This window comes from Sphingomonas sp. AC435, assembly GCF_979253005.1.
In genome coordinates, this window is record NZ_CEEDCJ010000019.1 from 1 (window position 1) to 12,872 (window position 12,872).

At 66.7% G+C, this 12,872-nt stretch carries 13 protein-coding genes; 5 read left to right on the plus strand and 8 right to left on the minus strand.

Annotated elements, in window-relative coordinates; translation table 11 throughout:
- Positions 1-196: 196 nt before the first annotated feature.
- From AC0CH8_RS18680 to AC0CH8_RS18695, 4 genes are read right to left on the minus strand one after another with little or no spacing between them, the layout of a single operon-like run.
- A complete protein-coding gene (locus tag AC0CH8_RS18680; protein ID WP_465241173.1) occupies positions 197-637 on the minus strand; it encodes a DUF421 domain-containing protein in 441 nt (146 codons plus the stop codon).
- Positions 638-646: 9 nt separating this feature from the next.
- Positions 647-1,189 carry a hypothetical protein gene (locus AC0CH8_RS18685; RefSeq protein ID WP_465241174.1) on the minus strand — a complete coding sequence of 181 codons (543 nt, stop codon included), beginning with the start codon at positions 1,187-1,189 and terminating at the stop codon, positions 647-649.
- Complete coding sequence (locus AC0CH8_RS18690) at positions 1,186-1,605, minus strand: DUF421 domain-containing protein (RefSeq protein ID WP_465241175.1); 420 nt, start codon at positions 1,603-1,605, stop codon at positions 1,186-1,188. The genes AC0CH8_RS18685 and AC0CH8_RS18690 overlap by 4 nt, the downstream gene beginning before the upstream one ends.
- 35 nt (positions 1,606-1,640) lie before the next feature.
- Positions 1,641-2,396, minus strand: coding sequence for an MOSC domain-containing protein (locus tag AC0CH8_RS18695; protein WP_465241176.1), 756 nt, complete (start codon positions 2,394-2,396; stop codon positions 1,641-1,643).
- On the opposite strand from AC0CH8_RS18695, the gene AC0CH8_RS18700 reads away from it, so the two are divergent.
- The 3 genes from AC0CH8_RS18700 (at position 2,386) to AC0CH8_RS18710 (ending at position 3,578) form a co-directional block, all read left to right on the plus strand.
- Positions 2,386-2,811 carry a hypothetical protein gene (locus tag AC0CH8_RS18700; RefSeq protein WP_465241177.1) on the plus strand — a complete coding sequence of 142 codons (426 nt, stop codon included), beginning with the start codon at positions 2,386-2,388 and terminating at the stop codon, positions 2,809-2,811. The genes AC0CH8_RS18695 and AC0CH8_RS18700 overlap by 11 nt on opposite strands.
- Positions 2,812-2,899: 88 nt before the next feature.
- Positions 2,900-3,241, plus strand: a complete 342-nt coding sequence (locus tag AC0CH8_RS18705; RefSeq protein WP_465241178.1) for a hypothetical protein — start codon at positions 2,900-2,902, stop codon at positions 3,239-3,241.
- A gap of 82 nt (positions 3,242-3,323) precedes the next feature.
- A complete protein-coding gene (locus tag AC0CH8_RS18710) occupies positions 3,324-3,578 on the plus strand; it encodes a hypothetical protein (RefSeq protein ID WP_465241179.1) in 255 nt (84 codons plus the stop codon).
- Between the two features lie 42 nt (positions 3,579-3,620).
- Here AC0CH8_RS18710 and AC0CH8_RS18715 read toward each other — a convergent pair whose 3' ends face one another.
- From AC0CH8_RS18715 to AC0CH8_RS18730, 4 genes are all read right to left on the minus strand, one after another.
- Positions 3,621-4,382 carry a PEPxxWA-CTERM sorting domain-containing protein gene (locus tag AC0CH8_RS18715; RefSeq protein ID WP_465241180.1) on the minus strand — a complete coding sequence of 254 codons (762 nt, stop codon included), beginning with the start codon at positions 4,380-4,382 and terminating at the stop codon, positions 3,621-3,623.
- Between the two features lie 190 nt (positions 4,383-4,572).
- Positions 4,573-7,278: a pyruvate, phosphate dikinase gene (ppdK, locus tag AC0CH8_RS18720; protein ID WP_465241181.1), complete on the minus strand. Its 2,706-nt coding sequence runs from the start codon at positions 7,276-7,278 to the stop codon at positions 4,573-4,575.
- Positions 7,279-7,393: 115 nt separating this feature from the next.
- The gene (gene glyS / locus AC0CH8_RS18725; RefSeq protein ID WP_465241182.1) at positions 7,394-9,835 is read right to left on the minus strand and encodes a glycine--tRNA ligase subunit beta; all 2,442 of its coding nucleotides are present in this window, start codon (positions 9,833-9,835) and stop codon (positions 7,394-7,396) included.
- The gene (locus AC0CH8_RS18730) at positions 9,832-10,671 is read right to left on the minus strand and encodes a glycine--tRNA ligase subunit alpha (protein WP_465241183.1); all 840 of its coding nucleotides are present in this window, start codon (positions 10,669-10,671) and stop codon (positions 9,832-9,834) included. The genes glyS and AC0CH8_RS18730 overlap by 4 nt, the downstream gene beginning before the upstream one ends.
- A gap of 200 nt (positions 10,672-10,871) precedes the next feature.
- Here AC0CH8_RS18730 and AC0CH8_RS18735 point away from each other — a divergent pair, with 200 nt between their 5' ends.
- Positions 10,872-11,771 carry a TraB/GumN family protein gene (locus AC0CH8_RS18735; protein ID WP_465241184.1) on the plus strand — a complete coding sequence of 300 codons (900 nt, stop codon included), beginning with the start codon at positions 10,872-10,874 and terminating at the stop codon, positions 11,769-11,771.
- 242 nt (positions 11,772-12,013) lie between these two features.
- Entirely contained in the window at positions 12,014-12,691 is a 678-nt protein-coding gene (locus AC0CH8_RS18740; RefSeq protein ID WP_204200344.1) for a 50S ribosomal protein L25/general stress protein Ctc, read from the plus strand.
- Positions 12,692-12,872: the final 181 nt, after the last annotated feature.

Consider the following 12,872-nt stretch of genomic DNA (forward strand, 5'->3'; position numbering starts at 1 on the left):
GGGTGAGGTTGAGACACGGGTCACTTCTCGGTGGAAATTTATGCCTTCGCCGGGTCAGCTCTCAGTGGAAATCAACAGATGCTGCCCGCGACGGAGATCGCGGAGGCGATCGTCTTTGTCCTGACGCGTCCGGCGGGCACCGACGTCGTCAACCTCCGGATCGAACCCCGATTGCAGAAGACGAGCTGATACCGGCTTAGCTTCTCGTCATGACGGTGATACCGCCATTCCGCTCCAGAACGGCATACTGGATGTCGGACGAGGAACCGATGCCATGCATGCGAGCGGCGGCAACGACGTCTTCCCGGCGGACGCCCATGCCCTTCAGCACGTCCTCCCGCCACTCGCCTCCCTGAACGATCACGATCGGCGTGTCGTCGACGATCGCACCGATCCGCGGACTCCGGCTTTTGGCCCAGGAGACGAAGCGGTGGAGGGAGGCGACGGCGATCACCGCGCAGGTGCAGTTCGTCACCGACCGGTCGGGCCCGACCGTTGCGAGGATGATGACACCCCCGATCAGGAACACGAGCACGAACTCGAACAGCGTCATCTGCGATCCTGCCCGCCGGGCGAGCACGCGCACGACGAGCAACAGGATGAAGTATCCGGCGGTCGCTCGTAGGATCGTATCCATTGAGGTGGCTCAGGGCAGGACGAGCACGCGTCGCGTGATCGGCGCCGCATCGGCGAGCTGGATCTTGAACGTGTAGCGACCGGGCGCGGCCGGCTGAAGCTGGATCTGCACCGCCGCTGGAGCCGCCGTCACCGGGATGACGTAGCTGATGCCACCCTGTCCGGGTGTGGAGGTCGACGGCTGCGGCGCGATACGTTGCGCGCCGAGATCGCGCACGACCGCATCGCTGACATGAAACTGCACGCGCCCGCGACGGATCGCAGCAGGCCCGAAGCGCAACGTCATCGTCGAGGGCGTGTTCGCCCGTTCGATCCGCTCATAGTCGACGACCAGTGCCCTGTCGGGTGTCGACGCCTCGGCCTTGGCCAGCCATCCGCGCCCCAACAGCCCTGCCAGATCGCAGACGATGACGATCAGGAACACGGTCCAGACGAGCTTCTCGAACCGCCACCAGCGCCGCTGGAAGTCGAGGTCCTCGCCCACGGCGATTTCGTCATCCACCTTGGGCACGGAGTCTTCGACGGGGTTGAGGAAGGACCCGCGCGTCATCATGCATCTCGCGGCGGGTGCGGGGTCTTGGGGATGACCGTGATTTGTCCGAACGTTTCCAGCACCGCGATGCGGATGCCGGACAGATCGCGAATGCCCTGCTCGCGCGCCACGTTCATCACGTCGTCATCCTGAACCATCATCCGGCGCAGCGTATCCGTGCGCCAGCCGCGCGCCTCCATCAGGATCAGCGGCACGCCGTCGAGCACCCTCGTGACGCGATCCGATCGAAACCGCAGCATCGACAGCGTGCGGTGGCACAGCGCGATCGTCAGGATCTGGCAGACGCCGTTGACCATCGACGCCTCGATCCCGACCATGCCGGTGAGCGTCAGCCCCCCGAGATAGAAGATCAGTACGAACTCGAACGGCGTCAGCTGTTTTCCCGGACGTCGGCCGACGATGCGCACGACCAGCACCAGGATCAGGTACCCGACCGCTGCGCGTATCGAAGTTACCCGAGCTGGACGGACCGTCTGAGCGTCGACGCCAGTTCCGGCATCTCCGCGAGTGCAGCCGCCTCTGCCTGCGTAGCAGCCGAACCGTTCACGATCGCGACAAGGCGGGCGAAGGAGAACTGCTGCGGGCGATGCACGAGGACGACATCGGCACCCACGCGGAGCTCGCCGCCTTCGAGCACGCGGTAGTACCAGCCGGAGCGACCGCTCCTGACCATCGCACGCGCCATTCTCGGATCGCCAAAATACGCAACAAGCTTGAAGCATGGTTGACGCGGCTGACACACCTGCAAGGTGACGGAGCCGATCTGGTGCACGTCGCCGACGCACAACCCGCTTTCATCCAATCCGGCGATCGTCAGGTTCTCACCCATGCCGCCAGCGACGAACCGCTCGGAATGCTCCGGGAACTCGGCTTGCCACGCGGCATAGTGGCTGGCGGAGTACCCGTAGACGGCTTTTTCCGGCCCACCGTGCACGGAATGGTCCGCCTGCTCGTCCCCGCTCAACCCTAGCGACGACACAGACACCGTGCCGAGGACGGGTCGCTTCACATAGCCGCTCGGTACGGCTTTCGGTCCCAACGGCGCGACCTGGCCGACCTGTACGCCCTCCACGCTGATCGTCATGCTTCCCCCTTTTGCACGGCAGCAACGCTTGACAGGATTGCCGATCCGCGTTCGACCGACACAACCGTTCTGGATCATACATCCCTTGGCAACCGCGTCTGCATAGGTCGCGATGATGTCCATCGCCATTGTCGCCACCAAGCCCGAATACACGATCGAGGATGATCGGCTCCAGGGGGTGATCCTCATCCATGTCGAGGGCTTCTTCGACCTGCCGACATTGCGGGATCATTTCGCCGAAAACGCGGCAGTGGTGAAGCGCTGGCGTGCGGCAGACCGTCCGATCAGGGTCCTCATCAACGCCGTCGACCTGAAGCCGCACAGTCCAGAGGGTCAGGCCTGCGTACAGGATGCGACGGGAAGGATCTATCAAGCCGGCGACAAAGTCGCGGTCCTGGTGTCCTCAAGCCTCGTCAAGATGCAGATGCGAAGAGCCCTGTCGCGCGGCGACATCCTGAACTTCTTTATATCGGAAAGTGCAGCGCTAACCTGGCTGGACGTTCAGCAGGATCAGGACCGGCCCGAGGCAGCGGCTTAGGGGCCGATGCGTTTCGCGCCGGCGCATCCCGCACTCCGCAACCCACCAGACACACGATCGTTGTCCCTGCGTAACAGGAGGGATTTCGATGTTCACCACGACCCAATGGCTGATCGTCGCGCTGGTGCTCGTCGCGGGCTGGCTGCTCGGGCTGGCGAGCCATCCGGGCGGCAAGACGTGGAAGACGCGCTACGCCGCCGAGCGCGAGGCGCATGCCGCCAACCGCAAGGAAGCCGAGGCGCGGATCGCCGCCGCCGACCGCCGCAACGCCGAGCTGGAGCGGGAGCATGCCCGCCTCGCCAGGACCGCGCCCGTCACCGCCGCGACGATCGCACCCCGCGCCACGGCGGCGGCCAACCGCGTCCGCCCCGCCTATCCTTCCGGCGAGCGTCGCGGCTGGTTCGACTGGGGTCAGCGCCCGCGCGTGTGATGCTCAACACCTCGTTAACCCTCCGGCGCATAGGGTCGCGACCGTAACGAAACGGGAGTGGACGATGCGCCAGAGGTGTTCGGTGGCCGGGATCGGCGAACAGGCGCAGGCTGTGCGCGCCGAAGCCGACAAGATGCGCGCCGCCGTCGAGGGCCACAACCGGGACGCCAAGGTCACGATGACGGTACTGCAATTCCGGATGCTCGCCAGCATGATGACGCAGCTTGCCGACGCCGCATCGGGCTGCGGCGGCAAGGACTGCATGGGCGCCGAAGTCGACGGCTTCCGCTTCTGGGTCGCCCAATCGCCGCTCGGTCATCCGCAGGGAACGGCTTGATACGGACGATGCCGGCAAGCGGCACCGTCCGTATCGACGTCATTACGCCGCGACGGGTACCAAAGCGCTACGACGACGCAGTGCGCCGCCGACCACGCCGATGCCCGCGATCATCAACGCCCAGCTGGCTGGCTCCGGCACGCGCGCGCCGCCGATGGCGAAACGGAAATCGCCATCCTGACGGCCCGAGTAATTGTTCAGCGGGTTACCGGAGCTGACGTTGCCGTTGGTCGTCAGGCGCAACGAATACGGGGTGTTGGCCGCCAGCGCGAAGGTGAGTAGCCCCGTGCCCCGTGGATCCGTCACGGCGTTGCCGCTGGCTAGACTGGTCTCCGAGCCGTTGATGACGAAGTTCCAGCTTTGCAGCCCGAACGTCGCGCCGTCGGCGGTGATGGCGTAGTTGAACGACAGCGTCGCAGCCCGATCGAGCGTGAAATCGTAGCTCCAGCTCAGCCCGTCGCCGAAATTGGCGCCAACACCATTCTCGCCCGGCTGGGCAGCGAAGCTCCAGCCGGCGTTCGTACCGATTGCACCCGACAGGCCGTCAGTCGCCCAGCTGCCCGTCGTTCCGCCGAAAGTGGTGACGGTGCCGCCATTGGGGCCGGAGGCCACGGCACGGGCAAGAACGCCCATCGTGCGCGGCATCGTGGTCCACGTATCGCTTGGCATATCCTGCGCAGTCACGGTCGAGGCGATCCGGGCATTGGCGTCGAACCCGACGAAGCCGCTGGCATTGCTGACGGTCTGCGCGGCCGCAGGCAATGGCGCGAGCAGCAATGCGGTCGTGACGATGGTCTTGAGCATGATGGTTCCCCCTGACAGTGTGACGTCCTGCGCCGAACCAACATGCCGTCACCGCGAATCGGGCAAACCCGGATTTAAGAACCCTGTCAGGGTTTTGCCGAATACTTCCCGTCCGCTGAAGAACACACCGGTTAACGCAACGTCAACTATAGTCGAAATGAACCACTAGCGCCATCGTTGCGCCCGTCGTTCAGGATCGCGCCAAGGCCGCCTGCGCCGCCGCCAGCCGCGCGATCGGCACGCGGTAGGGCGACGCCGACACGTAATCGAGGCCCACCTTCTCGCAGAACGCGATCGAGGCGGGATCGCCGCCATGTTCGCCGCAGATGCCCAGCTTGATGTCGGGCCGCGTGGCGCGCCCGCGCTCGACCGCCATTTCCACGAGCTCGCCGACGCCTTCGACGTCCAGGCTGACGAACGGGTCCTTGGCGTAGATGCCCTGCTCCACATAGGCGCCGAGGAAGCGGCTGGCGTCGTCGCGGCTGACGCCCAGCGTCGTCTGCGTCAGGTCGTTGGTTCCGAACGAGAAGAACTCGCCCGTCTCCGCGATCTCGCCCGCCTTCAGCGCGGCGCGGGGCAGCTCGATCATCGTCCCGACGAGATATTCGACGCGCTTGCCGCGTTCGGTGAACACGGCCTCCGCCGCCTTGTCGACGACGGCCTTCATCAGATCGAGTTCGCGCTTGGTGCCGACCAGCGGGATCATCACTTCCGGGATCGGCGGCTCGCCCGACTTCTCGGCGACATCCAGCGCCGCCTCGAAGATCGCGCGGGCCTGCATTTCGTAGATTTCCGGATAGGTCACGCCCAGCCGACACCCGCGATGACCGAGCATCGGGTTGAACTCGTGCAACTCGGCCGCGCGCCGCTTCAGCGTATCGATATCGACCCCCGCCGCCGTCGCGACCTCCGCGAACTCGGCTTCCTCATGGGGAAGGAATTCGTGCAACGGCGGATCGAGCAGACGCACCGTCACCGGCAGGCCCGCCATGACTTCGAAGATTTCCGCGAAGTCGCTGCGCTGTTCGGGCAGCAGCTTGTCCAGCGCGGCGCGGCGACCCTTCTCGTCGGACGCCAGGATCATCTGTCGCACCGCGGTGATCCGAGCGGCGTCGAAGAACATATGCTCGGTCCGGCACAGGCCGACGCCCTCCGCGCCGAATTCGCGTGCGGTGCGGCAGTCGGCCGGCGTCTCCGCGTTGGCGCGCACCTTCAGGCGGCGGACCTCGTCGGCCCAGACCATCAGCGTGCCGAAATCCCCCGCCAGCTCGGGCTGCACGGTCGCGACCGCGCCGGCCATGACCTCCCCGGTCGCGCCGTCGATCGTCAGGATGTCGCCCTCGCGCACCTCCCGCCCGCCGACCCGCAGGATCTTGTCCTTGGCCGAGATGGAGATGCTGCCGGCACCCGACACGCAGGGCCGGCCCATGCCGCGCGCGACGACGGCAGCGTGGCTGGTCATGCCGCCCCGCGCGGTCAGGATGCCACGCGCCGCATGCATGCCGTGGATATCTTCCGGGCTGGTTTCGGTGCGGACGAGGATCACCGCCTTGCCGTCCGCGGCCCAGCGTTCGGCGGTATCGGCGTCGAACACCGTCGCGCCCGACGCCGCGCCGGGCGAGGCCGGCAGCCCCTTGGCGATCACGTCGCGCGGCGCCGAAGGATCAAGCGTCGGGTGCAGCAACTGGTCGAGCGCGGCGGGATCGACGCGGGCGATCGCCTCGCGGTGCGTAATCAGCCCCTCGTTCGCCATGTCGACCGCGATCTTCAGCGCAGCCTTGGCGGTGCGCTTGCCCGACCGGGTCTGGAGCATCCAGAGCTTGGCCTTTTCGACCGTGAACTCGATGTCCTGCATGTCGCGGTAGTGGTTTTCGAGCCGGTCGAACACGGCGGCGAGTTCGCCGTAGACCTCCGGCATCGCCTCTTCCATCGACGCAGCCTTGGCGCCCGCGTCCTCGCGCGCGGTCTTCGTCAGATATTGCGGCGTGCGGATGCCGGCGACGACATCCTCGCCCTGCGCGTTGATGAGGAATTCGCCGTAATAGGCGCGGTCACCCTTGGACGGATCGCGGGTGAAGGCGACGCCCGTTGCCGACGTTTCGCCCATATTGCCGAACACCATCGCCTGGATGTTGACGGCGGTGCCCCATCCGGCGGGAATGTCGTTCAGGCGACGATAGACCTTCGCCCGCTCCGACTGCCACGACCCGAACACCGCGCCGACCGCACCCCAGAGCTGGTCATGCACGTCCTGCGGGAACGGCTTGCCCCATTCCGCCTCGACCAGCGCCTTGTACTCGGCGACCAGCGTCTTCAGATCGGCGGCGGAGAGTTCGGTGTCCAGCGTGAAGCCGTTGTCTTCCTTCGCGATCTCCAGCGCTTCCTCGAACGCGCCGTGATCCAGTTCCAGCACCACGTCGGCATACATCTGGATGAAGCGGCGATAGCTGTCCCACGCGAACCGCTCGTCTCCGGAACCCCGAGCCAGCCCTTCGACCGTATCGTCGTTCAGCCCGAGGTTCAGGACGGTATCCATCATTCCCGGCATCGACACGCGTGCGCCGGAGCGGACCGACACGAGCAGCGGATTGGCCGCGTCGCCGAACGCCTTGCCCGTCACCTGTTCGATATGCGCCAGCCCCTGCGCCACCTCGTCGCGCAGAGACTGCGGGAAGACCTCCCCCTCCTCGTAATAGCGCGTGCACATCGCGGTGGAGATGGTGAAGCCCGGCGGCACCGGCAGGCCGATCGAGGCCATTTCCGCCAGATTCGCACCCTTGCCGCCGAGCAGGTTCCGGTCGCCCTTGCCGCCATCGGACACCCCCCCGCCGAAGCGGTAGACATAACGATCGTCGGCCCCGTTCAGATCGGTGCTCGTTCCGGGTGCCGTCGCCATGTCCCTCGTCCTCTAGATATATCGATGCATTCGTATGTTGTGCGCCGCAACATTCTGGCAAGCTATTTTCACGATGGGCCGCGGAAAGTTAGTCTAAGGTTAGTCCAACGCGGCTTTATCCCTCGATGCGCGAGAAGTCGGCGACGGTGTGCACCGCGTCGCGCACGCGGGCGAGCAGCGCCAGACGCGCGGCGCGTTTGTCCGCATCCGGATCGTTGACGGTCACGCTGTCAAAGAACGCGTCGATCGGCCCGCGCAGCGTGGCGAGCGCCGCCATCGCCGCCTCGAAATCCTCCGCCTCCACCGCGCGGGCGGCAGCGGGTTCGGCGGCGTCGAGCGCGGCGATCAGGTCCGCTTCCGCTATTTCGGGCGTGTAGGACAGCGTTTGCGAGGAAGACGTGTCCTTCGTCCCCCCGGCGCCGGTCGCTCCAACGCCCGTCACCCCAGCGAAAGCTGGGGTTTCCGGCGGCTCCGTCCCCGCGCCATCGCCCGAGACCCCAGCTTCCGCTGGGGTGACGGCTTTGGGAGCGACCGAATACCCCTCCTTCTTCAGGATATTGGCCGCACGCTTGTAGCCGGCGAGCAGGTTGGCGCCATCCTCGGTCCCGACGAATCCCTGCAACGCGCGGACGCGGGCGAGCAGGCGGACGAGATCGTCCTCCCCACCCAGCGCGAACACCGCGTCGATCAGGTCGTGGCGGACACCGGCTTCGCGCTGCTGGACTTTCAGGCGGTCGGCGAAGAACCGAACTACTTCTCTTGCTGCTTTATGCCCACGGGACAAGAAGCGATCGTCCCCTCCAAGCCGATCATCCGCGAGTTTGGCAACTTCTTCGGAAGAAGGCATCTTGCCTGCTGCCAGCTCCAAACCGAAGTACGCATCGGCAAAAGCCTGTCGGTACTCATCCTTGTGCGCTTGTAAGTACCATTCATACGAAGAGACTAGGATTGCGATCGTTAGACGAGCACGTAAATCGTTTTTTAGAACCAGCTCTATAATTCCAATCGTTGCGCGACGTAATGCGAACGGATCTTTCGAACCGGTTGGCTTTTCATCGACTGCGAAGAAGCTGACCAACGTATCCAGCTTGTCCGCCAGCGATACCGCCACCGTCACGGGATCGGTCGGCACCTCGTCGCCCTGCCCGACCGGCTTATAGTGATCGCGCACCGCCGCCGCGACGCGCGGGTCTTCGCCCTGTGCGGCGGCGTAGTAGCCGCCCATCAGGCCCTGCAACTCCGGGAACTCGCCGACCATGCCGGTGACGAGGTCCGCCTTCGCCAGCCGCGCGGCGCGTTCGGCGAGGCCGGCCAGTTCCTCCCCGGCACGGGGAGGAGGACCGTCCGCGGGATGGTGGGCGGGGGCGTCCGCGAGCGACGCACCATGAGGCACGCCCCCTCCACCAGCTTCGCTGGTCCCCCTCCCCGTGCCGGGGAGGATTATCCCCTCCTCCACCAGCCACCGGGCCAGCTTGGCGACGCGGTCGACCTTGTCGGCGACGGTGCCCAGTTTCTCGTGGAAGACGATCTTCGACAGCTTTTCCGCCTGCGTCTCCAGCGGCACCTTCAGGTCGGTGTCGTAGAAGAAGCGCGCATCCGACAGGCGGGCGGCGAGGACCTTGCGGTTGCCCTCGACGATCGTCGCGCCGCCGTCTGACGCCTCGATATTCGCCGTGCAGACGAAGGCGTTGGCCAGCGCGCCACCGGAATCACGGCACACGAAATACTTCTGGTTCACGCGCGCGGTCAGCTGGATGACCTCGGGCGGCACGCTCAGGAATTCGGCGTCGAACCGGCCGAGCAGCGGCACCGGCCATTCGGTCAGGCCGGCGTTCTCGCCCACCAGCCCCTCGTCCTCGACCAGCACCAGACCGGCCTCCGCCGCCAGTGCGGAAGCGCGGTCGCGGATGATCGTGCGGCGCGCATCCTGATCGACGATGACGTGCGCGGCGTTGAGCTTGGCGACGTAATCGTCGGCCGATCCGATCGTGATCGGGCCGGGGTGGTGGAAGCGGTGGCCGAGCGTCGCATAGCCGCTCTCGATCCCCGCGATCGACACGGGCACCAGCTCCTCGCCGAGCAGCGCGACGATGCCGTGCAGCGGGCGCACCCAGCGCAGCGACTCGGTGGACGTCGACGCTGCGCCCCAGCGCATGGACTTGGGCCACGGAAAGGCGCGGACGATCGCCGGGATCGCCTCCGCCAGCACGTCGGCGGTGGCGCGGCCGGGCTTTTCGGTGATCGCGAAGAACACGCCGTCCCGTTCGGTCAGCTGCTCGCGCGTCAGGCCGGTCTTGCGCAGGAAGCCCTCCAGCGCCTGTGGCGGCGCGGCGGTCTTGGGGCCCTTCACCTCCTCGGTGACGGCGGCGGTCTCCAGCGGCAGGTCGCGCGCGATCAGCGCGAGGCGGCGCGGGGTCGCGTATGTGGCGATCGCACCGGTGGCGATGCCTGCCTTGGCGAGTTCGGCGGCGAACAGGCGGGCGAGGTCTTCGCGCGCCTTGTCCTGCATGCGCGCCGGGATTTCTTCGGAGCGGAGTTCGAGGAGGAAGTCGGTCACGCAGCCCATCCGTTCTTGTCCATCCACGCCCCGCACGCACCCTTCGCCAGATCGCGCACCCGGCCCATATAGGCCTGCCGCTCGGCGACGGAGATCACGCCGCGCGCCTGCAACAGGTTGAAGGTGTGCGACGCCTTGATCGCCTGTTCGTAGGCAGGGATCGGCAGCCCGCGCTCCAGACAGTTCTCGCATTCCGCCGCGGCCTTGCGGAACAGGTCGAACAGCGTGTCGGTGTCGGCGACCTCGAAGTTCCAGGTCGACATCTGCCGTTCGTTCTCCAGGAACACGTCGCCGTAGCTGACGCCGCTGTCGTTGAACGCCAGGTCGTACACGTTGTCGACGTTCTGGATGTACATCGCCAGCCGCTCCAACCCATAGGTCAGCTCGCCCGCGACAGGCTTCATGTCGTAACCGCCCATCTGCTGGAAATAGGTGAACTGCGTCACCTCCATCCCATCGCACCAGACTTCCCAGCCCAGCCCCCATGCCCCGAGCGTCGGCGATTCCCAGTCATCCTCGACGAAGCGGATGTCGTGGAGCGCGGTGTCGACGCCGATCGCCGCCAGCGAGCCGAGGTACAGGTCCTGAAGATCGGGCGGACTGGGCTTCAGGATCACCTGATACTGGTAGTAATGCTGGAGACGATTGGGGTTCTCGCCGTAGCGGCCGTCGGTCGGACGGCGGCACGGCTGCACGAAGGCGGCGTTCCAGGTATCCGGCCCCAGCGCCCGCAGCGTGGTGGCGGGGTGAAAGGTGCCCGCGCCCATCTCCATGTCATAGGGCTGCAGGATCACGCAGCCGCGCTCGCTCCAATAGTCGTGCAGCGCGAGGATCATCCGCTGAAAGGACAGCGGGCGCTGAGCAGGTGGGGCAGCAGGCGGGGAGGCGGGTGGAGCGGCGGACATGCCCTGCGCTTTGGCGAAACCCCGCCGCCCCCGCAAGGGGAGCACCGGTTCCGCTGAAGGGTTCGTAACGTTTCCGGTATTATCGATCGCGCGCCCTTTCGCTCGCACCCGGGACGCTCCACATGACGCGCATGCTGAAACTCACCGCGACGGCCCTCGCCGCGTTCCTCGCCCTTCCCGCCTGCGCGCAGCAGGCGCCCACCCCGCAGACCGCGAAGGCGGATGCCGATCCGGCCTTGTGGGTGGTGAAGGACGCCGACACGACGATCTACCTGTTCGGGACGATCCACGTCCTGAAGCCGGGCATGACGTGGTTCGACGAAGCGGTGAAGACCGCGTTCGATCGATCGGGAGAGGTCGTGCTGGAACTGGTGATGCCCGACCCCGCGAAGATGCAGGGGCTGGTCGCGGCCACCGGGGTTGCCCCCGCGGGCACGCAGCCGCTGACCGAGCAACTGCCGGCGAGCAAGCGTGCGGCGTTCGGCAAGGCGGTGGTCGATCTCGGGCTGCCGGCGAACGCGCTGGACCGGTATCGGCCGTGGCTGGCGGCGACGCAGCTGTCGGTCGCGCCGCTGTCCAAGCTCGGCTACGACTCGGCGAACGGCCCGGAAGAAGTCATCACCGCCGCCGCCAAGGCCGCGGGCAAGCCGGTGATCGGGCTGGAGACGGCGGAGCAGCAGCTCGGCTATTTTGCGGGTTTGTCGGCGAAGGCTCAACTCCAGTTCCTCGAGAGCACGGTCGACGAACTGCCGACCGTCGAGAAGCAGATGGCGCGGATGGTCGACGACTGGGCAAAGGGGCGGCCCGACGATCTCGCGAGCGAGATGAACGACAGCCTGAAGGACTCGCCGGAGGTGGCGAAGGTCCTGCTCACCGACCGTAACGCGCGCTGGGCGGACTGGGTGAAGATGCGGATGGACAAGCCGGGCACGGTGTTCGTCGCGGTCGGCGCGGGACATCTGGCGGGGCCGGAGAGCGTGCAGGCGCAATTGCAGCGGATCGGCGTCAAGGCGGAACGGGTGCCGTACTGATCTTCTGGTCCTCCCCCCGCACGGGCAGGGGGACCAGCGAAGCTGGTGGATGGCAGTCACGGGCGACACGGCTTGGGGCTGCCCCTCCGTCACGCCTACGGCGCGCCACCTCCCCGCGAGCGGGGAGGATTGAGTGCCGCACCTTGCCTTTCATCCGCATTTCCGCTAGGCGCGCCCGCTTCCGGCCATCACCATCCCTGGAGGCGTGGCGCGGATAGACACACTGTTTTCGGAGACGTTACATGAGCGAGACCATCACGCTCGCGGCCGAGACGCGTGACCGGGTTGGCAAGGGAGCCTCCCGGGCACTGCGTCGCGACGGCCGCGTGCCCGCCGTCATCTACGGCCTCGGCAAGGAGCCGACCGCCATCCACCTCGAAGAGAAGGCGCTGAACAAGGCGCTGTCGACGGGGCACTTCATGAACACGGTCGTGATGGTCGCCGGACAGCGCACGCTGCCCAAGGACGTCGCCTTCCACCCGGTCAGCGACCGCCCGACGCATGTCGACTTCCTGCGTATTTCCGAGCATTCGACGGTTACCGTCGCGGTGCCGGTGGTGTTCACGGACGAGGCCGAGTGCCGCGGCCTGAAGCAGGGCGGCGTGCTGAACATCACCCGTCACGAGATCGAGCTGGTCGTCGACGCCGCGGACATCCCGGCGGAACTGACCATCTCGCTCAAGGGTCGTGAGATCGGCGACGCAATCCACATCAGCGACGTCACGCTGCCGAACGGCGCGACGCCGGCGATCGAGGACCGCGACTTCGCGATCGCCACGATCGTGCCGCCGACCGTCCCGACCGCCGCCGACGAGGCGCTCGATGCCGAAGTCGCCGAGGCACAGTCGGAGGAGGCCGCCGCCGAGGCTGCTGCCGACGCCGCCGAAGAGGCTGGCGACGAGGATACGGCCGAGGGGTGATCCCCTTCCCGTACCGACGTTTCGGGGGCAGGTGGCGGCAACGCCCCCTGCCCCTTCGTCGTTTATGGAGACTGAAATCCTCCCCTCAGGGGGTTCGGGTGGAGCCTCTCCCCCGGGCCGGGTCGCCCGTGGCACCGCCCCACCCCCAGCCCCTCCCCTGAAGGGGAGGGGAGAATAGAAG

Coding starts and splice junctions, on each gene's coding strand:
- AC0CH8_RS18700 (WP_465241177.1), top strand. CDS start 2,386: ATGATGTCCATCGCCATTGTCGCCACCAAGCCCGAATACACGATCGAG.
- AC0CH8_RS18705 (WP_465241178.1), top strand. CDS start 2,900: ATGTTCACCACGACCCAATGGCTGATCGTCGCGCTGGTGCTCGTCGCG.
- AC0CH8_RS18685 (WP_465241174.1), bottom strand. CDS start 1,189: ATGATGACGCGCGGGTCCTTCCTCAACCCCGTCGAAGACTCCGTGCCC.
- AC0CH8_RS18715 (WP_465241180.1), bottom strand. CDS start 4,382: ATGCTCAAGACCATCGTCACGACCGCATTGCTGCTCGCGCCATTGCCT.
- AC0CH8_RS18695 (WP_465241176.1), bottom strand. CDS start 2,396: ATGGACATCATCGCGACCTATGCAGACGCGGTTGCCAAGGGATGTATG.
- AC0CH8_RS18730 (WP_465241183.1), bottom strand. CDS start 10,671: ATGATCCTCGCGCTGCACGACTATTGGAGCGAGCGCGGCTGCGTGATC.
- AC0CH8_RS18740 (WP_204200344.1), top strand. CDS start 12,014: ATGAGCGAGACCATCACGCTCGCGGCCGAGACGCGTGACCGGGTTGGC.
- AC0CH8_RS18680 (WP_465241173.1), bottom strand. CDS start 637: ATGGATACGATCCTACGAGCGACCGCCGGATACTTCATCCTGTTGCTC.
- AC0CH8_RS18735 (WP_465241184.1), top strand. CDS start 10,872: ATGCTGAAACTCACCGCGACGGCCCTCGCCGCGTTCCTCGCCCTTCCC.
- ppdK (WP_465241181.1), bottom strand. CDS start 7,278: ATGGCGACGGCACCCGGAACGAGCACCGATCTGAACGGGGCCGACGAT.